At 70.8% G+C, this 18,967-nt stretch carries 18 protein-coding genes; 11 read left to right on the plus strand and 7 right to left on the minus strand.

Translation table 11 applies throughout. The annotated features are described in order from the left end of the window. Positions 1-85: 85 nt before the first annotated feature. Entirely contained in the window at positions 86-3,556 is a 3,471-nt protein-coding gene (locus RKD20_RS25000) for a BTAD domain-containing putative transcriptional regulator (RefSeq protein ID WP_424879666.1), read from the minus strand. A 199-nt stretch (positions 3,557-3,755) separates the two neighbouring features. Between RKD20_RS25000 and RKD20_RS25005 the strand changes: the two genes are divergently transcribed. The 6 genes from RKD20_RS25005 to RKD20_RS25030 all read left to right on the plus strand — a co-directional run bounded on the left by RKD20_RS25005 (position 3,756) and on the right by RKD20_RS25030 (position 11,314). Then, the gene (locus tag RKD20_RS25005) at positions 3,756-4,997 is read left to right on the plus strand and encodes an amidohydrolase family protein (RefSeq protein WP_424879667.1); all 1,242 of its coding nucleotides are present in this window, start codon (positions 3,756-3,758) and stop codon (positions 4,995-4,997) included. After that, positions 4,997-5,911, plus strand: coding sequence for an LLM class F420-dependent oxidoreductase (locus RKD20_RS25010; RefSeq protein ID WP_424879668.1), 915 nt, complete (start codon positions 4,997-4,999; stop codon positions 5,909-5,911). Before RKD20_RS25005 ends, RKD20_RS25010 begins: the two co-directional genes overlap by 1 nt. Positions 5,912-5,922: 11 nt before the next feature. Continuing rightward, positions 5,923-6,693, plus strand: coding sequence for an SDR family NAD(P)-dependent oxidoreductase (locus tag RKD20_RS25015; RefSeq protein ID WP_424879669.1), 771 nt, complete (start codon positions 5,923-5,925; stop codon positions 6,691-6,693). A gap of 117 nt (positions 6,694-6,810) precedes the next feature. Continuing rightward, positions 6,811-7,929, plus strand: a complete 1,119-nt coding sequence (locus tag RKD20_RS25020; protein WP_424879670.1) for an LLM class flavin-dependent oxidoreductase — start codon at positions 6,811-6,813, stop codon at positions 7,927-7,929. A gap of 14 nt (positions 7,930-7,943) precedes the next feature. Further along, positions 7,944-9,686: an N-acyl-D-amino-acid deacylase family protein gene (locus RKD20_RS25025; RefSeq protein ID WP_424879671.1), complete on the plus strand. Its 1,743-nt coding sequence runs from the start codon at positions 7,944-7,946 to the stop codon at positions 9,684-9,686. A gap of 194 nt (positions 9,687-9,880) precedes the next feature. Next, on the plus strand, positions 9,881-11,314 hold the full coding sequence (locus RKD20_RS25030) for an aldehyde dehydrogenase family protein (protein WP_424883311.1): 1,434 nt from the start codon (positions 9,881-9,883) through the stop codon (positions 11,312-11,314). Positions 11,315-11,336: 22 nt separating this feature from the next. Here RKD20_RS25030 and RKD20_RS25035 read toward each other — a convergent pair whose 3' ends face one another. Then, on the minus strand, positions 11,337-11,639 hold the full coding sequence (locus RKD20_RS25035) for a hypothetical protein (RefSeq protein WP_424879672.1): 303 nt from the start codon (positions 11,637-11,639) through the stop codon (positions 11,337-11,339). Between the two features lie 27 nt (positions 11,640-11,666). Continuing rightward, on the minus strand, positions 11,667-12,410 hold the full coding sequence (locus RKD20_RS25040) for a DUF6313 family protein (protein ID WP_424879673.1): 744 nt from the start codon (positions 12,408-12,410) through the stop codon (positions 11,667-11,669). Positions 12,411-12,695: 285 nt separating this feature from the next. On the opposite strand from RKD20_RS25040, the gene RKD20_RS25045 reads away from it, so the two are divergent. Next, complete coding sequence (locus RKD20_RS25045; protein WP_424879674.1) at positions 12,696-13,232, plus strand: DUF3455 domain-containing protein; 537 nt, start codon at positions 12,696-12,698, stop codon at positions 13,230-13,232. Between the two features lie 74 nt (positions 13,233-13,306). On the opposite strand, the gene RKD20_RS25050 is transcribed toward RKD20_RS25045, so the two are convergent. Continuing rightward, positions 13,307-13,699, minus strand: coding sequence for a nitroreductase/quinone reductase family protein (locus RKD20_RS25050; protein ID WP_424879675.1), 393 nt, complete (start codon positions 13,697-13,699; stop codon positions 13,307-13,309). A gap of 94 nt (positions 13,700-13,793) precedes the next feature. On the opposite strand from RKD20_RS25050, the gene RKD20_RS25055 reads away from it, so the two are divergent. Next, entirely contained in the window at positions 13,794-14,612 is an 819-nt protein-coding gene (locus tag RKD20_RS25055; RefSeq protein ID WP_424879676.1) for an endonuclease/exonuclease/phosphatase family protein, read from the plus strand. On the opposite strand, the gene RKD20_RS25060 is transcribed toward RKD20_RS25055, so the two are convergent. After that, entirely contained in the window at positions 14,604-14,768 is a 165-nt protein-coding gene (locus RKD20_RS25060) for a DUF397 domain-containing protein (protein ID WP_424879677.1), read from the minus strand. The genes RKD20_RS25055 and RKD20_RS25060 overlap by 9 nt on opposite strands. Before the next feature lie 10 nt (positions 14,769-14,778). After that, positions 14,779-15,630: a helix-turn-helix domain-containing protein gene (locus tag RKD20_RS25065; RefSeq protein ID WP_424879678.1), complete on the minus strand. Its 852-nt coding sequence runs from the start codon at positions 15,628-15,630 to the stop codon at positions 14,779-14,781. Positions 15,631-15,834: 204 nt separating this feature from the next. On the opposite strand from RKD20_RS25065, the gene RKD20_RS25070 reads away from it, so the two are divergent. The 3 genes from RKD20_RS25070 to RKD20_RS25080 all read left to right on the plus strand — a co-directional run bounded on the left by RKD20_RS25070 (position 15,835) and on the right by RKD20_RS25080 (position 17,640). Then, on the plus strand, positions 15,835-16,272 hold the full coding sequence (locus tag RKD20_RS25070) for an ATP-binding protein (RefSeq protein WP_424879679.1): 438 nt from the start codon (positions 15,835-15,837) through the stop codon (positions 16,270-16,272). Between the two features lie 503 nt (positions 16,273-16,775). Continuing rightward, positions 16,776-17,546: a DUF2637 domain-containing protein gene (locus RKD20_RS25075; RefSeq protein WP_424879680.1), complete on the plus strand. Its 771-nt coding sequence runs from the start codon at positions 16,776-16,778 to the stop codon at positions 17,544-17,546. A gap of 34 nt (positions 17,547-17,580) precedes the next feature. Next, complete coding sequence (locus tag RKD20_RS25080) at positions 17,581-17,640, plus strand: excalibur calcium-binding domain-containing protein (protein WP_424883312.1); 60 nt, start codon at positions 17,581-17,583, stop codon at positions 17,638-17,640. Positions 17,641-17,672: 32 nt separating this feature from the next. Here the strand turns inward: RKD20_RS25080 and RKD20_RS25085 are convergent, their stop codons facing one another. Next, complete coding sequence (locus RKD20_RS25085; protein WP_424879681.1) at positions 17,673-18,809, minus strand: FAD-dependent oxidoreductase; 1,137 nt, start codon at positions 18,807-18,809, stop codon at positions 17,673-17,675. Positions 18,810-18,967 lie beyond the last annotated feature (158 nt).

The following is an 18,967-nucleotide window of genomic DNA, read 5'->3' on the forward strand; positions in this document are numbered from 1 at the left end:
GTCTGCCCCCCGACGCGACGGATCGACGGGGACGAGTCTGCCGGGCGGCGATAAACGAACGATGAACGTCGCTCCGCCGCACGTCCTACACGGTGGCCGACGGCGCGAGCAGGAGCCGAACGTCGGCGGCCTCCGGCGAGCCCAGCTGCTCGAAGATACCGAGCGCCTCCTGCCAGCACGCCTGAGCCCGGCCGGGCTGCCCGAGCCCGCTGAGGGCGCGGCCGAGGACCGTCAGGACGTTGCCGCGCCGCCACTCGCCGCCGATGCCCCGCAGCACGGCGAGGGCCTGCTCGGTGAGGGCCGCGGTCTGCGCGGGCCGGTGGCCGGCGAGGTGTGCCTCGGCGAGCCGGAAGAGCGTCATGCCCTCCCACAGCCGCTGCCGGCTGTCGCGGAAGACCTCCAGCGCCTCCGTCAGCCGGTCCACGGCGGCGTCCAGCCGCCCCTGCCCTGTGAGCGCCAGGCCCAGCGCGTAGCGGCCGTTCGCGCCGCGCAGCGTGTGCCCCAGCCGGTCGTAGATGACGATGCCCTGATGGGCGAGCTCCACCGCGCTGGTGCTCCGCCCCATGGCCAGGTGGATACGGGAGAGGTTGCACAGCGCGCTGGCCTCGCCCGCGAGGTTCCGGTCGCGCCGGAAGCTCTCGATGGCCTCCTTCAGGTACGCCTCGCCCTCCGGGTGGCGCCCCTGGTAGAGCGCGATGATGCCCCGGTCGTTGGCGGCCCAGCAGCTGGGAGCCAGGTCGTCCGCCGCGCGGGCGAGCTCCATGGCAAGGCGGGCCTCCGTGTCCGCCTGCTCGAAGCGGCCGGCGACGAGATGGACGTTGGTCAGGGTGGTGAGCGCACGCGCGCGGCTGCGCGGGTCGTCCGCCGCGTCGGCCGCGTCCCGCAGCGCGACGGCGGCGACCTCGTACTGCTTGGAGTTGGCCCCCGACTCGGCCAGGTCCTTCGCCACCCACAGCAGGTCCACCGCGCGCCGCAGCAGGGCCCCCTTGGCGCACTGCTGGACGAAGGCGAGCAGCGCGTTGGCCTCCGCGTACAGCCAGTCCTGGGCGGTGTGGCGGTCCTGGAAGGTCAGCCCGGGGTAGCGGATCTCCTCCAGGTGCTCCACCAGCCGGTCCCCGGGCCGCTCGATGGCGTACACGGCCGCCGCGGTCGCGAGATAGAAGTCCAGCAGCCGCGACAGCGCCGCCTCTCGCTCGCTCGGCGGCCACTCGTCGCGTTCGGCGCACGCACGCGCGTAGAGCCGTACGAGATCGTGGAACCGGTAGCGGCCGGGCGCCGCCGACTCCAGCAGCGAGGTGTCGACCAGGGCCTCCAGGAGGTCCTCGGTGTCCTCGACGGGCAGATCGAGTACGGCCGCGGCGGCGGCCAGCGAGATGTCCGGGCCGTCGGCGAGGCCCAGCAGCCGGAAGGCGCGGGCCTGGGCGGGCTCCAGCTGGCCGTAGCCGAGTTCGAAGGTGGCCTTCACGGCGAGGTCGCCGGCCTGGAGTTCGTCGAGGCGACGGCGTTCGTCGGCGAGCTTCGCCGCGAGGACGGACACCGTCCAGGTGCGGCGGGCCGCCAGGCGGGAGGCGGCGATACGGATGGCGAGCGGGAGGAAGCCGCAGGCGGCGACCACGTCGAGGGCGGCCTTGCGCTCGGCGGCGACCCGCTCCTCGCCGACGATCCGGGTGAACAGCTGGAGTGCCTCGTCGGGGGACATGACGTCCAGGTCGACCAGGTGGGCGCCGGCGAGGTCGACCATCCGGACCCGGGAGGTCACGAGGGCAGCGCAGCCCGCCGTGCCCGGCAGCAGGGGCCGTATCTGGGCCGCGTCGCGCGCGTTGTCGAGCAGGAGGAGGACCCGGCGGCCGTCCAGGACCGAGCGGTACAGGGCGGCCCGTTCCTCCAGGGAGTCGGGGATCGCGGAGTCGGCGGTGCCGAGGGCTCTGAGGAAGGAGCCGAGGACCGTCTCCGGGTCGGCGGCCCGGGCGCCGGCGCCCTGGAGGTCGACGTAGAGCTGCCCGTCGGGGAAGGCGGGGCGGGCCTGGTGGGCCACGTGCACGGCCAGGGTGGTCTTGCCGACGCCGCCGATGCCGGCGAGTGCGGAGACCGCCATCACCCGGCCCTCGGAGCCGGAGGCGAGCACCCCGCTCAGTTCGGTGACGAAGGAGGCGCGGCCGGTGAAGTCCGGGACCGTGGCCGGGAGCTGGGCGGGACGCACGGGGGCGGCGACCGGTTCGGGCTGCGGGGAGGAGGGTTCCGCGAGGCCGGGGTCGGCCCGGAGGATGCGCTGCTGGAGCTCGCGCAGGCCGGGGCGGGGGTCGACACCGAGTTCGTCGGCGAGCAGGCGGCGGGTGTCGGCGTAGACCGCGAGGGCCTCCGCCTGCCGGCCGCTGCGGTAGAGGGCGAGCATGAGGAGTTCCCTGAGCCGCTCGCGCAGCGGGTGCTCGGCGGTGAGGGCGGTGAGCTCGGAGACCGCCTCCGCGTGGCAGCCCTGCTCCAGGTCCATGTCGAGGCGGGATTCGAGGAGTTGCAGCCGCCATTCCTCCAGCCGCACGCGCTGTGCCTCGGCGTACGGCCCCGGCACGCCCGCGAGCACCTCGCCGTCCCACAGGCCCAGCGCCCGGGTCAGGGCGTCCCGCGCGTGGCACAGGTCCCCGGCGCTCCTGGCCTTCTCCGCCCCGGTGGCGAGTTCCTGTGCGGCGGCGAGGTCCAGCGCGTCCTCGCCGAGCCCGCGGATCGCGTAGCCGCCGGACTCGCTCACGAGGATGCCGGGGTCGAGGATCTTGCGGAGCCGGGAGGCATACGTGCGCACCGCGGCCAGGGCCTGCTCCGGGGGCTCCTCGCCCCACAGGGCGGAGATCAGCTCGGCGGCGGTCGCGGTACGGCCCTCACGCAGCAACAGGGCGGCGAGCAGGGCGCGTTGCTGGGGGGACCCGGTGTTCAGCAACTCCTCACCACGCCATGCACGCACCGGCCCGAGCACAGAGAAGCGCAGCGGTGGGGGTGCGGGCGGGGGGTTGGTGTGCTGCTCGGCCCCGGTCCTGGGGTTCGCGTGCTGCTCCGCCCCGGTCGTGGGGTTCGCGTGTTGCCCGGCTCCCGTTCTGGGACTTGTGTCTTGCCCGGCGCCGGTCACCGGGACCGGGTGCTGCCCAACTCCCGCCGCGGGGCTCGGGTGCTGCCCAACTCCCGATGCGGGGCTCGTGTGTTGCCCGGCTCCCGCCGTAGTGCGCGTGTCCTGCCCTGTTCCGACGGTGGGGTTCGTGTGTTGTCCGGTCCCCGTCGCGGGGCTCAGGTGCTGTCCAACTCCCGCCGTAGAGCCTGTGTCCTGCACGGCTCCGGTGGCGGGGCTCGCGTGCTGCTCGGATCCGGCCGTGGAGTTCGGGTGCTGCCCTGCTCCGGCCGTGGGGCTCGCGTGCCGCCCAACTCCCTCCGTGGGGCTCGCGTGCTGCCCCGCTCCCGTCGCAGCGCCGACGTCCTGTCCCGCCCCCGCTCCCGTCGCGGAGTCCACGTCCTGCCCGGCCCCCGCCGAGGAGCCGGGACGCCTCTGCTCCGGCACCCGCGGTGCACCGTCCATCGCCGTCCCCCTAGGGCCTGTCTGCAACCCCGTCAGTTTGCCTTGTCCATGGCGGATGCGTCAGCTGTGGAGGGCCTGATCACAGATGGACGCGCGGGATATCACAAGGCCCTCACTCCCTCTTCGCACACGTCCGCACACGAACCGTCGCCATCGGCCACCGTCCACGGAGCTGACGGGTCGTCAGATCGGCGCTACCGTGAGCGCCATGGAGACCACGACGGCACTTCCGAAGATCATCTCCGTCGACGACCACACGGTGGAGCCTCCCGACGTCTGGCAGAACCGGCTCCCGAAGAAGTACCTCGACACCGGCCCCCGCACGGTCCGCGCCCCGCTCAAGGAGATCAGCTTCCTCGGCGGCCGCTTCAAGCCCGTGATGGGCGCCCCGGGCGACGACGGGCCCCTCGGCGACTGGTGGCTCTACGAGGGACTCCAGCGCCCCCTCACCCGCCTCGACACCGCGGTCGGCTACAGCAGGGACGAGATCAAGCTGGAGGTCATCACCTACGAACAGATGCGCCCCGGCTCCTACGACGTCCCGCAGCGCCTCGCCGACATGGACGTCAACCACGTCCAGTCGGCCGTCTGCTTCCCGACCTTCCCGCGCTTCTGCGGCCAGACCTTCACCGAGGCCAAGGACCACGAGCTGGGTCTGCTGTGCGTCCGGGCCTACAACGACTGGATGGTGGAGGAGTGGTGCGGGCCCCAGGCGCAGGGCCGTCTCATACCGCTCACCCTGATCCCGCTCTGGGACGCCGAGTTGGCCGCCGCGGAGGTCCGCCGCAACGCCGCCCGCGGGGTGCGGGCCGTCGCCTTCTCCGAGATACCCCCGCACCTGGGCCTGCCCTCCGTCCACTCCGACGACTGGGACCCCTTCCTCGCCGCCTGCGACGAGACCGGCACGGTGATCGCGATGCACATCGGCTCCAGCAGCCGGATGCCCTCCACCTCCGCCGACGCCCCGCCCGCCGTCGGCTCCACGATCACCTTCGCCAACTGCTGCTTCTCGATGGTCGACTGGCTGATGAGCGGCAAGTTCGAGCGCTTCCCGAACCTCAAGGTGATGTATGCCGAGGGCCAGATCGGCTGGATCCCCTACATCCTGGAGCGCGCCGACGTCGTCTGGGAGGAGAACCGCGGCTGGGGCGGCGTCGCCGACAAGGTCCACCGCCCGCCGTCCGAACTCTTCACCGAGCACGTCTACGGCTGCTTCTTCGACGACGCCTTCGGCCTGAAGAACCTGGACTCCATCGGCGTCGGCAACGTCCTGTACGAGACCGACTACCCCCACTCCGACTCGACCTGGCCCAAGTCGAGGGAGGTCGGTGAGGCCCAGATGGGACACCTGGACGCCGACGTCGTGGAGCGGATCGTCCGCGGCAACGCCATCGACCTGCTCGGCCTCACCCCGGACGGCCTCTGGGGCGGACCGCGGTGATGGAGTACGGCATCCAGCTCCCGATCCAGTCCCAGAGCACGATCTACGCCGAACCCTGGGAGGCCGGCGCCGGCCCCGAGGACCTCGTCGAGGTGGCCCGGGCCGCCGACCGCGCCGGGTTCGCGTACATCGCCGCCTGCGACCACGTGGCGATCCCGCGCCGCCTCGCCTCCGCGATGAGCACGGTCTGGTACGACCCGGTCGCCACCCTCGCCCATCTGGCGGCCGTGACCGAACGGGTGCGGCTGCTCAGCCACGTGGCGGTGGTCGGACTGCGGCACCCCCTGCTCACCGCCAAGCAGTACGCCACCCTCGACCATCTCAGCGGCGGTCGGCTGATCCTCGGGGTCGGCGCGGGACACGTCCAGGAGGAGTTCGAGGCGCTCGGGGTCGACTTCGCCGGGCGCGGGGCCGTCCTCGACGAGTCGATCGACGCCCTGCGCAAGGCCCTCGGCCCCGACGAGTTCCCCGAACACCACGGCAAGCTCTACGACTTCGCGGACCTCGGCCAGCGCCCACGGCCCGACCAGTCCCACGTCCCGGTGTGGGTCGGGGGCTCCTCCCCGGCCGCCGTGCGCCGGGCCGCCCTCAGGGGCGACGGTTGGCTGCCCCAGGGCGATCCCCGGGACCGGCTGCCCGCACAGATCGAGCGGATACGGCGGCTGCGGGCGGAGGCGGGCCGCGAAGGGCCGTTCACCGTCGGGGCCATCGCCGAGCCGCTGCACCTCGGCACACCCACGTGGGACGTCGGCCGCCGGACGCTCAGCGGCGCGCCCGACGAACTCGCCGAGTCCCTGCGTGCCTACCGCGCGATGGGCGTGGACCAGATCCAGGTGCGGTTCCGCAGCCGCGACCGTGCCGAACTCGTCGACCAGGTCTCGGCGTTCGGCGCCGACATCGCCCCCCACCTCTGAGGAGTCACCGCATGGGCAAGCTGGACGGACGTGTCGTCCTCGTCACCGGCGCGGCGCGCGGGCAGGGGGAGCAGGAGGCCCGGCTGTTCCGGGCGGAGGGCGCCGAGGTCGTCGTAGGGGATGTGCTCGACGAGCAGGGCGAGGCGCTCGCCGAGGAGATCGGGGCGCTGTACGTGCACCTGGACGTGAGTCAGGAGGCGGACTGGCGGCGGGCGGTGGAGGCCGTAGTCGAGGAGTACGGGCGGGTCGACGGGCTCGTCAACAACGCCGGCATCCTGCGCTTCAACAGCCTCCTGGACACGCCTCTCACGGAGTTCATGCAGGTGTTGCAGGTCAACCAGGTCGGCTGCTTCCTCGGCATCAAGGCCGTCGGGCCGGTGCTGACCGACGGGGGCACGATCGTGAACACCGCCTCCTACACCGGGGTGACCGGGATGGCGGGCGTGGGCGCCTACGCGGCCTCCAAGCACGCGATCCTCGGGCTCACCCGGGTCGCCGCACTGGAGCTCGCGCCGCGCGGGATCCGGGTCAACGCCATGTGTCCCGGGGCCGTCGACACCGCGATGTCCAACCCGGCGGTCCTGGACCCCTCGGCGGACGCGTCGGAGGCCTCCCGGGGGCTCGACCGGTTCTACCGCAAGCTCGTACCGCTCGGCCGGATCGGACGGCCTCAGGAGGTGGCGGCGCTCGCGCTGTTCCTGACCTCCGCCGACTCCTCGTACATCACCGGCCAGCCGTTCGTGATCGACGGCGGCTGGCTCGCCGGGGTCTCCGTCATCTGACTGCTCATCAGCTATTGACCCTGTGTGCGCCCGGTGCCACAGTCGGCGGCAGATCAGGAATCTGACGGAGTGTCAGAAACAGGAGTGTCAGAGACAGACTGGGGACGGTGAACCTCCTTGGAATTCGGGCTCTTTGTACAGGGATACGTGGGCAAGCGTGCCGAGACCGACCCGCTGGCCGAGCACAAGGCGCTGATGGAGGAGACCGAGTACGTCATCCAGGCGGACCGGTCCGGCTTCAAGTACGCCTGGGCGTCCGAGCACCACTTCCTGGAGGAGTACTCGCACCTCTCCGCCAACGACGTCTTCCTCGGCTACCTCGCGCACGCCACCGACCGCATCCACCTCGGCTCCGGGATCTTCAACCCGCTCGCCCAGGTCAACCACCCCGTGAAGGTCGCCGAGAAGGTCGCCATGCTCGACCATCTCACCGAGAACCGCTTCGAGTTCGGCAGCGGGCGCGGGGCCGGATCGCACGAGATCCTCGGGTTCATACCCGGGGTGACCGACATGAACTACACCAAGGAGATCTGGGAAGAGACCATCGCGGAGTTCCCGAAGATGTGGCTCCAGGACGAGTACGCGGGCTTCCAGGGCAAGCACTGGCAGCTGCCGCCCCGGAAGATCCTGCCGAAGCCGTACGGGAAGTCGCACCCCGCGATGTGGTACGCCGCCGGGTCGCCGCCGTCGTACGCCATGGCGGCGAAGAAGGGGCTCGGGGTGCTCGGCTTCAGCGTGCAGAAGGTCTCCGACATGGAGTGGGTGCTGGAGCAGTACAAGACGGCCGTCGTGAACGCCGAGCCGATCGGGGACTTCGTCAACGACAACGTGATGGTGACGACCACGGCGATCTGCGCGCCGACGCACGCCGAGGCGATCGAGATCGCCGTGCGCGGGGAACTGCACTATCTGCCGTCCCTGGTCTTCCGCTACCACGACACCTTCCCGCGGCCCGAGGGATTCCCCGTGTGGCCGGAGACGCTGCCCGAGTACACCGCCGAGTTCGTCGAACTCCTCATCGAGGAGGAGCTGCTGATCTGCGGCGACCCGGACGAGGTGGCCCGGCAGTGCAAGCGCTGGGAGCAGGCCGGGGCGGACCAGCTGAGCTTCGGGCTGCCGGTGGGGGTGCCGAAGGAGGAGACCCTCCAGACGATCCGGCTCATTGGGGAGCACGTGATTCCGAAGATCGACACGGATCCGGTGCATCGGACGACCCGGTTCCGCGAATCCGTTTGAGGGGGTTCGGTTCCATGCTCGACCACGTCATCAAAGGTGCGACCGTCGTCGACGGGACCGGTGCGCCCGCCTTCACCGCCGACGTCGGCATCCGGGACGGCCGTATCGCCGTGATCGGCCGCGGGGCCCGCGGTGCCGCCGAGGAGGCCCTGACCAGCGAGGACGCCACCGGGCTTGTCCTCGCCCCCGGGTTCGTCGACCCCCACACCCACTACGACGCCCAGCTGTTCTGGGACCCTTACGCGACCCCCTCCCTCAACCACGGGGTCACCACGGTCGCCGCCGGCAACTGCGGCTTCACGCTGGCGCCCCTGAATCCGGCCCGCCCGGCCGACGCCGACTACACCCGCCGCATGATGTCCAAGGTCGAGGGGATGTCCCTGGTCGCCCTGGAGGAGGGAGCCCCCTGGAACTGGAGTTCCTTCGGGGAGTACCTGGACGCACTCGAAGGCCGTATCGCGGTCAACGCCGGTTTCATGGTGGGGCATTGCGCGCTGCGACGGCACGTGATGGGACCGGACGCGGTCGGCGGACAGCCCACCGAGGACCAACTCGCGGCAATGCTTCGGCTGCTCCACGAGGCCATGGACGCCGGCGCCTGGGGGTTCTCCACCACCCAGTCGTCCACGCACTCCGACGGGGACGGCAAACCCGTGGCGTCCCGGCACGCGCTGCCCGCCGAACTCCTCGCGCTCTCACGGGCCGTGGGGGAACACGAGGGAACGCAGATCGAGGCGATCGTCGCCGGATGCCTCGACCAGTTCAGCGACGCCGAGATCGATCTGCTCGTGGAGATGAGCGCCGCGGCCGGGCGGCCGCTGAACTGGAACGTGCTGACCATAGACTCGGCCGTGCCGGAACGGGTGCCGAGGCAGCTGTTCGCGAGTGAGCAGGCGAGGAAGGCGGGAGGCCGGGTCGTCGCCCTGACCATGCCGATCCTCACCCCGATGAACATGTCCCTGGGCACCTTCTGCGCGCTGAACCTGATCCCCGGCTGGGGGCCGGTGCTCGCGCTGCCCGTCCCCGAGCGGATCGAGAAACTGCGCGACCCGGACGTACAGAAGGAACTGCTGCGGCAGTCCCAGGCCAAGGAGGCCGGGGTCTTCCGGCGGCTGACCAACTTCGGGCGGTACGTCATCGGGGACACCTACAGCGACGCCAACCGCGGGCTCGGCGGGCGGGTCGTGGAGGACATCGCGGCCGAGCGCGGGCAGGAGCCGTTCGCCGCGCTCGTCGAGATCTGCGCGGCCGACTCCTTGCGTACGGTCCTGTGGCCCATGCCCACCGACAACGACCCGGCGTCCTGGGCGATGCGCGCCGAGGCCTGGCAGCACGAGGACGTGCTGCTCGGCGGGTCCGACGCGGGCGCCCACCTGGACCGGATGTGCGGGGCGCCGTACACGACCCGCTTCCTCGGGGACTGTCTGCGCGGCCGGAAGCTCACGTCGCTGGAACAGGCCGTGAAGATGCTCACCGACGACCCGGCCCAGTTGTTCGGGCTGCGGGAGCGCGGAAGGATCGAGGAGGGCTTCCATGCGGACCTTGTGCTCTTCGACCCGGAGCGGATCGCCGCGGGCACGGCCACCCTGGTGCACGACCTGCCGGGCGACAGCCCACGGCTGGACTCCAAGGCCATCGGGATACGGGCCGTGTGGGTCAACGGCGTCGAGGCGATCCGGGACGACACGGTGAGCGGAGCGGTGCCCGGCCGGGTACTGCGGTCGGGGCGGGACACACGGACGGTGGGCACGAGGTGAGCGGGGCGGGTGGGGAGAAGGGCGCGGTGGGCTCCGGGGTGGGGGCGTTGGGCGGGGTGCGGGGCGGGTCCTCGGGCGGGTCGACGGGTGGTCCGCCGGCCGGGTCCCCGGATGGCCCGCAGGCCGGGTCCTCGACGGGACCCTCGGCCGCCCCCTACGACAGCCCCTCAGCCGGGTCCCCCGACGCGCAGCGGCTGTTCGTCGGGGGCGAGTGGGTGGCGCCCGACGGCGGGCACTACGCGGTGGTCGATCCGGCCACCGAGGAGACCGTCGGCTGGGCTCCGGAGGCCTCGCGGGATCAGGTGCACGCGGCCTGCGCCGCGGCCCGCGAGGCCTTCGGGGCGTGGTCGCGTACGCCGGCGGGGGAGCGGGCGGCGATCCTCGCCCGCGCCGGCGACCTCATCCGCTCCCGCCTCCTGCCGTACGCCGACCTCGCCCAGGCCGAGACCGGGGCGACCACCGCCACGGCCCGCGCGATGCAGGTCGGTGTCGCCGCCGCCCGCTTCCGGCGGTACGCGCAGGTCGAGCCCGCCGAGTGGGCGATCCCGCCGCAGGTCAACGAGGCCGGCCCGATGGGGAGGGCCGCGGTGATGGGCGCGCTGGCCGTCCGGCAGCCCGTCGGGGTCGTCACCTGCATCACCTCGTACAACAACCCGTGGGCCAACCCCGCCGGGAAGATCGCCCCGGCGCTCGCCATGGGCAACACGGTCGTGGTGAAGCCCGCCCCGCAGGACCCCCTCTCCGTGTACCGCATGGCGGAGGCGCTGGAGGCCGCAGGGGTGCCGCGCGGGGTCGTGAACGTGGTCAGCGGGCGCGCGGTGGAGGTCGGCGAGGCCGCCGTGGACTCGCCCGACGTCGACATGGTCAGCTTCACCGGCTCCACGGCGGTCGGACAGCGTATCGGCGAGGTGTGCGGGCGGTCCATGAAACGGCAGTTGATGGAGCTCGGCGGAAAGGGTGCGGCGGTCGTCTTCGAGGACGCGGACCTCGGATCGGCCGTGGCCGGCATCGGGACCACCTTCTCCTTCTACAGCGGCCAGATCTGTACGGCACCGACACGGGTGCTGGCGCAGCGAGCGATCTACGACCGACTCGTGGAACAACTGGCGGCCTACGCGTCCCGGTTGCGGGTCGGCGACCCCCGGGAGTCCGGGACGGTCGTCGGCCCGGTGATCTCGGCCGCGCACCGGGAACGGGTGGAGTCGTACGTCGAACTCGGCCGCAAGGAGGGCGCGTCCGTGGTCGTGGGTGGTGAACGGCCCTCTCTGGAGCGGGGGTTCTACGTCTCGCCCGTCCTCCTCGCCGACTGCCGGCCCGATTTCCGGGTGACCCGGGAGGAGATCTTCGGCCCGGTCGTGACCGTGACGCCCTTCGACGACGAGGAGGAGGGCATCGCTCTCGCCAACGACAGCGACTACGGCCTCATCGACTACGTCTGGTCGGCGGACGTCGCCCGCGCCTTCCGCGTGGCACGGCGGCTGCGGGCCGGGGGAGTCGGGGTCAACACGGTCGGCCGCAACATGGAGGCGCCGTTCGGAGGCTTCCGCAGGAGCGGGGTCGGCCGGGACTGCGGGTCGTACGCACTGCACGCCTACAGCGAGGTGCAGTCGATCGTCTGGCCGGGGTGAGGATCCCGTCTCCGGTGTGTGCTCAGTCGGCGTCGGGTTCGTCGGGGTGCAGGATGGGGGCGCTGTCCGGGCGGGTCCAGAAACGGGTCGGGGAGGCGTTGACCCGCGGGCTGTAGGCGCGCCTGCCCACCGGTACTTCCCCGAACACGGTGATCAAGTCCATGAGCAGACGCTCAGCATGAGCGGGGTCGAGCCGCTCGCCTACGCCCTCCGATCCCCATCGCACGACCAGTTCGGCCGCCCGGGTCAGTTGCTCGTCGCTCGCGTCGGGAAAGGCGAGCACGAGCGACGCGCGGGCGAGCTCAACGGCACTCTCGGCGGGCATGGCTCACACCTTCTCGTGTCCTGGTTGTCATCGAGCGTTGCACACGCGGCACTGGGCCCGCATCACCGCGGGGACCCCAAGATGGATACGTGCGAAACTCTGCGCCGCCAACAGGCACTCGTGGCGGTCCAGCTGCGCGTACTCCTCGGTGCACATGGCGTCCCGCACCGCTATCTCCCAGTGGTCCAGTGCCAGTCGCCAGTCGTTGTTGTGCGCGACGTACACGAAGGCGTGGACGAAGAGCCGCTGAGCCGCCCCTTCGGAGGTGGTCAGGTCCGCGCGCGCGTACCGGGTGATGTCGGCGATCACATACGGGAGGCGAATTCGCCGGCCGAGCGTGCGCCGTCGGTACAACTGGGCAGTAGGCAGCGACTTCACGTTCTTGATCCGGGTCGCGATCACCTCACCGGCCACACCACCGATGATCGCCGGAACGAGGAGCCACCCGACGAGTGATAGAAGCCAGAGCCAGTGCTGCTCGGGTGATTCGATGAGGGTCACCGCCTGGTAGACGTCAAGCGGTGTCTCGGCCCGCGCGGCCAGGACCCATACGAGGGCGAGCAGTGCGGCGACGGGCACGCCCCAGTCGATGAACCACTGCGTGATGCCGGACAGTGCCTTCCTGGACCGCCAGACCCGACGTATGAGCCGCCATACGCTGCCGCCGGGCGGCGGGACCAGACCGGTCGGCGGCTCAAGGAAGCTGAACGGCAACGGACCCCCCGTGGTGATCTGCGTACCGTGAATATCACCACTTCTCTTCCCTGGCATGCGTGGATCGTGTGTTCTCGTACATCTCGCGGCATGAGATGTGCGGTCCCGCGTACGCGCTGCACGCCTGTAGCAAGGTGCAGTCGATCGTCCGGCGGGGGGAGCCTGCGCCCTGGGCATGAGGGACGGGACGAGGTGCAGGCCGGATTGGGTCGGCCTCTCAGGACAGGCTTCGGCCAACTGGCCGGTAACCCGCGGGCGGGCCCGTAGAGTCCCGGACCGGAGGGCGGCGACATCGATATCACCGCCCTGACCGACAGTCAAAATCCTTTCCGGAGAACAGACTTGAAGCTCACCAAGCGACTCGCCCTGACCACCGCGGCCCTCGCCGCCGCGACCGCCTTCCTGGGCACGACCACCGGCAACGCGGCCCCCGCGGACGCCGCGCCGAGGCCCGTGAAGGCCCCCGCCGCACTCAAGGTGCCCGACGGCAACAAGCTGACCGGCGTGTATCCCGCCCGGGGCGTGCAGACCTACACCTGCACCGACGGAGCCTGGAAGCTCCTGGAGCCCGCCGCCACCCTCGCCGACAAGAGGGGCCGCACCGTCGCCCTGCACTCCCGCGGCCCTGTCTGGGTCTCCACGGTGGACGGCAGCGCGGTGAACGCCACGGCGATCGCCAACTCCCCCAAGACCGGCACCATCCCCGAACTCCTGCTCCAGGCCACCGCGACCCGGGGCCAGGGCGTCTTCGGGGGCGTCTCCTACATACAGCGCCTCAACACCACCGGCGGGGTGGCCCCCACCACCGCCTGCACCGGCACGGACCAGGTGAGCGTGGCGTACACGGCTACGTACGCCTTCTACAAGCCGGCGAAGTGACGCGGTTGCGTCTCTGAGCGCCGCAGCGGTGGCCCTGTTCCGCTCGGCGGCCGGGGTCACCGCCGCACCGCCCCTCAGCGGTCCAGATCCACCCGCACGGTCAACTGCCCGGCCCCGATGGCCCGTACGGACACGCTGTTCAGCACGGGCAGCGAGCGCAGCCGTACGGCGGTGTCGTCGTCCGGGAGCAGGTGGGCGGTCCCGGTGTGCCACCGCCCCCGGATGCGCACCCGTACCCGGGGGTCGGCCTTGATGTTGCGGACGTACTGCGACCGTTCGCCGAACTCCGAGACCAGCCAGAAGGAGCCGCCGACCCGCTTGCCGCCCACCGGGGTCAGGCGGGGCAGGCCGGAGACGCGACCGGTGGTCTCCAGGACGGTCTGGAGGGGCAGCCGCCGCATGACCGGGTTGAGGAGGCGCTGAACGGCTCTGGCGGCACGGTACTTGCGCTCGACGTCGCGGGACATGGGTGGTGAGACTCCTGTCTCTTGTCTTCCGTAACCTGATCGGCGGCCTCGATGATCTCAGGGTGCGGGCCGGACGGACGAAGGGGTGTCGGCGATGCGCGTGGTGACCTGGAATCTGTGGTGGCGCTTCGGCCCGTGGGAGCAACGGCAGAAGGCGATCCTCGCGGTGCTGCGGGAGCTGCGGCCGGACGTGGTCGGCCTGCAGGAGGTGTGGTCGGCGGGCTCCGAGAACCTGGCCGAGTGGCTGGCCGGTGAACTGGGCCTGCACTGGGCGTGGGCCCCCTCACCCGCCTCGGAACGCTGGCAGCGGCGGATCGGCGACCCGGGGGTGGAGGTCGGCAACGCGGTACTGAGCCGCTGGCCGGTGAGCGACCAGGCGGTCCTCCGGCTCCCCGCCCCGGACGAACTGGACGACGGCCGCCTCGCCTTCCACGCCCGGCTCGCGGGACCGTCGTACGAGATCCCTTTCTTCACGACCCACCTCACCTCCGCCCCCACCGCCTCGGCTCTCCGCTGCCAGCAGGTCACGGCACTCGCGGAGTTCGTGGCCGCCCACCGCTCCGGCACCGACTTCCCCCCGGTGATCACCGGCGACTTCAACGCCTGGCCCGACTCCGACGAGATCCGCCTCTTCGGCGGCTGCAGGACGGCCCCGGCCGCCCCGGGCCAACTCTTCCTGGACGCCTGGGAGTACGCGGACCCGACGGCCCCTTCCGCGACCTGGGACCCCGCCAACCCCTACGTCCACGGGTCCCCACCGGCCCGCATCGACTACATCCACGTGGGTCCGCCGGAGGCTTCGGGCCTTGGCCACGTCCTGGGCGTCCGGCGCGCGGGCGACGGCCCGGTGGACGGGGTGTGGCCGTCGGACCACCTGGCGGTGGTGGCGGACCTGGCGGACGGGTCAGAGTGACTTCAGCAGGGCGGCGAAGGCTGCGTGGCTGACGGTGACGATGGTTTGGGCGGCGCCGGAGTCCGTGATGTGAACTTTGTCGAGGTCGGTGGATATGTGGACACAGGCGTCGCCTTCTTGGCAGTAGGACGACTTCTGCCAACGGTCCGTGATCATGTTGGCTCCCTCACAGGTTCTGGGCGATGGATTGGATCAGATCCCGGGACTTGGCGGGACTGAGGGCGGTGGCTTCCACGACGTCGAGCAGGTTCCGGTACTTCGTCAGAAGGGCCTCGGCGTCCAGGAGGACCGGCCCGTGGAACTGGTCGAGCTGCGCGGTGTCGAGCTGCGGCACGGGCCCGTACAGGTAGTTGATGGACTGTCCCGAGCCGGGGAAGGCGCCGACGTCGAAGGGCAGCACACGGATCGTGATGTGCTGCTGCTCGCTCATGCCGAGCAGATGCCGCAACTGGGCCCGGGCCACGTCCCGGCCGCCGACCCGCATGCGCAGGGCGGCTTCGTGGACGGTCGTCCGATACGGCGTCGGGTCCGAGCCGTAGAGGAGGCCCTGCCGTTTGATCCGGTGCGAGACCCGGTGCTCGATCTCGGGCGGGCTGGGCTCGGGGATGACGTGCCGGAAGATCTCGCGCGCGTGGTCGGCGGTCTGGAGCAGTCCCGGCATGTGGGAGGTGTAGGCGGTGCGTACGGCGGTGGCGTGATGCTCCAGCTCGGCGAGGTCGAGGAGTCCGGACGGCAGGACCTCGCGGTACGACTCCCACCAGCCGAAGGTCCTGTCGGTGGCCATCTCGACCAGGGCCTCGACGAAGGTCGGGTCCGGGCAGGAGTAGATGCCGGCCAGCGCCCGGATGCGCTCGGGGCTCACCCCGAACCGGCCAGACTCCACGTTGCTGAGCTGCCCCTGGCTCGTACCGAGCGTGCGCGCGGCCTCAGTCGCCGTCATGCCCGAGCGCTCCCGCATCTTGCGCAGCTCCACGGCGATCCGGAGGCGGCGGGCCGTCAGCGGGGGTCTGGCGGGCATGCGTGAACTCCTCCCGGACGCATGTTCCAAAGGTGGGTCACCCACGCGAGGGGAATTGGGCCGAAGTATCTCCGAAGCAAGCAAATGACATTTGCTGAGCCTCTATCTTCGTCTTCAGGCGCCCCGTCTGGAAGCGCACCGTGGGACGCCGCGGCGGAGACACCAGGCACTCGTCCAACTCCCCTCAGTGACCGGAGACTTCCGATGGCCACCGTATCCCCGTCCTGGAACTACACCCTGCATCTTCCGCGCGATCCACGCGCACCGGGTATCGCGCGGGGCGCTCTTCGGCTGATCCTGGCCGCCCACGACCTCCCCGACCTCACCCCCACCGCGGAGCTGCTCGCGGCGGAACTGCTGGCGAACGCGCACTGCCACACGAAGGGCCCGTATGCCTTCCGCCTGCTCTCGCCGTCCCCGGGCCGGGTCCGGGTGGCCGTCTGGGACACGGACCCACGAGTCCCACCCGGCTTCACGACCGACAAGGCCCCCGCACCACCGGACGCCGAGAACGGCCGAGGCCTGCACCTGGTGCGAGCCTGCGCGGACGCGACGGGCGTGTCCGTGCTGCGCGAACTGGGCGCGTCGAAGGGCGGGAAGCTGCTGTGGGCGGAGTGCGGGACCGGGCAGACGGCATGGTGAGCGAGGTGATGCCGCTGTCGCCGATCCGGACCGTGGACGACCTGCGCGGCGCGCACAGCCGCTTCGCGATCATTCATCCAGTAACACCAACGGGGAATCCTACTTGCTCTTAAAGTGGATTCGAGAAGAAGAATTTATCGACCAATAGGGCGCAGGGTTAAATGTGTAGCGTAATTGATTAAGAGTTCTTCTCTCGGGTTTTCTGCCTGCGTGAGCTCACTCTTTTGCCACACGCCCTGAAGGAAGGTGTTCGCGTTATCAAGCTATGACGACAGCAAGGACCCACGACCTGCCTCGGCGCAACCCAAGGACGGATAATATTTCTGCGGTTCGCGATCTGACAGTGGGCAAGTATGCTTTCCAGCCGGGTGCGGACCAGGTCACCCAGCCACTGCTTCGAGAGTTCCTCGTCCTGCTGGAGGGAATCCAACAGGAACTCAATTCACGATGGAACGGCCAGGACAACTCCGGCCGCCGCGTACAGCGTGACGGGTCGCATTTTCGTGAATCATGACTATGCCGATCCTGCCCTTGCGCAGGGTGAGTACTACTACGACGCGTCCTCGTACGGACCGGGAACCGGCTGGAACGGCGGACATGCCGACAGCGTCCGCTCAGGAGTTCCCCTGACCGCACCTGACGGAGGCTGGGACCCGGTCGAGGAACTTGCCTATCTCCTGCAGGAGTCTGTTCCGGCGGAGCAGACGGCCAGGATCCCGCAACCTCGCAGCGAGCCCTCAACCGGCGACGTTTTCACCGACCCGATGGCGAACCTGGCGCAGATCACCGCTCAACTGCCGCCCATCCGACGCTCCTCCACCCGGCACCGGAAGCTCCACGTCCGCAGGGCCCGGCTCAAGTGGTTGCAGACTGGCAGCTTCTTCATCGTCGCGCTCGTTGCCGTCATCGTGGCGATGGTGAGCGCCTTCGGCGGCATGGTGGCTTACAGGCCTCTGCAGAACATCACTTCCGGGACGGGAGGCGCCATGGTCCCGTCGTGGCCTCTTCTCGTGTATGGCCCCTGGATGGTGGCCTCTCTCTCCATCCTCCGGACCGCCCTGCACCAGCGCCGAGCCGTGCACTCGTGGTTCATCGTCCTGCTCTTCTCCTCCGTCGCGATAATGCTGTGCGTGGCTCAGGCGGACAGAACCGTCACCGGTGTCGCCGGAGCATGCCTGCCGGCCCTCGCCTCCCTCGCCTGCTTCCAGCAACTCGTCCGGCAGATCACGCTGACTCTGCCACCGCGACAGGGCACGCGGCGCCACCGCCGGTAGCAGCAGGGTCCTCCCGCCCGCGACGACCCCGGATATGGCGCATCTCGACAGGGACGGTGACGGCGTGGCCTGCGAGCCATACGCGGGGCCTTGACGGCGACAGTGAGCGGGTTGCACCGCAGACGCTCAGTCAGTCCCCTCCTCCCCCGTGAACATGCTGATCAGCCCGTGGGGTGTGTCGTCGCCGAACATGAGGGCGTAGAGCTCCGTGCCCTCGGAGGCCGTTTCGGCGCTGCGGGGGAACATGGCCTGTTCGTACGCGGCTAGTGCCGTCTCCACGTCGTCGGGGTGGGCCGCGAGGGCCTGCGCGAGTTCCGCGCCGTCGAGCATGGCGAGGTTGGCGCCCTCGCCGTTCGGGGCGGCGACGTGGGCGGCGTCGCCGATCAGGGTCACTCCCGGCACCCGCTCCCACCGGTGCTCGGCGGGCAGGGCGGCGAGGGGACGCAGTACCGGGGCGGTGTCGGCGTCGGTGATCAGTGCGGTGAGTTCCCGTGCCCAGCCGTCGAACTCCTTCGCGATCCGTGCGACGGCCGCCGCGGAGTCGGTGAAGTCGATGTCCGTGAACCACTCCTGAGGCCGGGCGAGCATCACGTAGGTGTGCAGGTTGCTGCCCTTCTCCCGGTGCGTCACGAAACCCTTGCCCGGCGCGAGCACGTACAGCGCCCCGCCTCCGACCACTTTCGCGCTGGCCGGGTGCCGGGTGTCGGCGTCGTGCAGGTAGACCTCGACGCAGGACATGCCGGTGTACTCGGGCGTCGCGGTGGAGAGCAGCGGCCGGACGCGGGACCAGGCGCCGTCGGCGCCGACCAGCAGATCGGTGACGACCGAGGTGCCGTCGGCGAAGGTCACCTCGTGGCGGCCCCCGCCGAGCGCACGGGTGCCGCTGACCTTGTGGCCCCAGCGGACCGTGCCGACCGGGAGTGAGTCGAGCAGGAGCTGCCGCAGTTCGCCGCGCTGCACCTCGGGCCGGCCGCCGGTGCCGTCGTCGGGCTGGTCGAAGAGGACCGTGCCGTCCCGGTCGACGAGCCGTGCCGCCTCGCGGCCCTCCAGGACCAGGCCGGGGAACTCCTCCATCAGGCCGGCCGCCTGGAGGGCCAACTGCCCGTTGTAGTCGTGGATGTCGAGCATCCCGCCCTGCGCACGGGCCGTCGGGGAGGACTCCGCCTCGTAGACGGTGGAAGGGATGCCGTGGACGTGCAGGACGCGGGCGAGCGTGAGGCCGCCGAGTCCGGCGCCGATGATCGTGACGTGGGTGGTGGTCATGGTGACTCCGTAAGTTGTTAGGCGGCCCGGGAGGGCCGGATGTGGCTGATGGTGGCTTGTCAGTTGTGGCTCCTTGAGGGGCGCGGGGCCGCCGGGTGAGCCCCGGTGGCGTCTGAGGAAAGACTCCGGGTCCCGCCCGACAAGCAGCCGACATCGCA

The sequence above is a fragment of the Streptomyces sp. SLBN-8D4 genome (genome assembly GCF_049739545.1).
In the GTDB taxonomy this organism is placed as follows: domain Bacteria; phylum Actinomycetota; class Actinomycetes; order Streptomycetales; family Streptomycetaceae; genus Streptomyces; species Streptomyces canus_C.

Coding starts and splice junctions, on each gene's coding strand:
- RKD20_RS25065 (WP_424879678.1), bottom strand. CDS start 15,630: ATGCCCGCCAGACCCCCGCTGACGGCCCGCCGCCTCCGGATCGCCGTG.
- RKD20_RS25085 (WP_424879681.1), bottom strand. CDS start 18,809: ATGACCACCACCCACGTCACGATCATCGGCGCCGGACTCGGCGGCCTC.
- RKD20_RS25050 (WP_424879675.1), bottom strand. CDS start 13,699: ATGTCCCGCGACGTCGAGCGCAAGTACCGTGCCGCCAGAGCCGTTCAG.
- RKD20_RS25055 (WP_424879676.1), top strand. CDS start 13,794: ATGCGCGTGGTGACCTGGAATCTGTGGTGGCGCTTCGGCCCGTGGGAG.
- RKD20_RS25025 (WP_424879671.1), top strand. CDS start 7,944: ATGCTCGACCACGTCATCAAAGGTGCGACCGTCGTCGACGGGACCGGT.
- RKD20_RS25010 (WP_424879668.1), top strand. CDS start 4,997: ATGGAGTACGGCATCCAGCTCCCGATCCAGTCCCAGAGCACGATCTAC.
- RKD20_RS25040 (WP_424879673.1), bottom strand. CDS start 12,410: ATGCCAGGGAAGAGAAGTGGTGATATTCACGGTACGCAGATCACCACG.
- RKD20_RS25070 (WP_424879679.1), top strand. CDS start 15,835: ATGGCCACCGTATCCCCGTCCTGGAACTACACCCTGCATCTTCCGCGC.
- RKD20_RS25060 (WP_424879677.1), bottom strand. CDS start 14,768: ATGATCACGGACCGTTGGCAGAAGTCGTCCTACTGCCAAGAAGGCGAC.
- RKD20_RS25000 (WP_424879666.1), bottom strand. CDS start 3,556: ATGGACGGTGCACCGCGGGTGCCGGAGCAGAGGCGTCCCGGCTCCTCG.
- RKD20_RS25015 (WP_424879669.1), top strand. CDS start 5,923: ATGGGCAAGCTGGACGGACGTGTCGTCCTCGTCACCGGCGCGGCGCGC.
- RKD20_RS25035 (WP_424879672.1), bottom strand. CDS start 11,639: ATGCCCGCCGAGAGTGCCGTTGAGCTCGCCCGCGCGTCGCTCGTGCTC.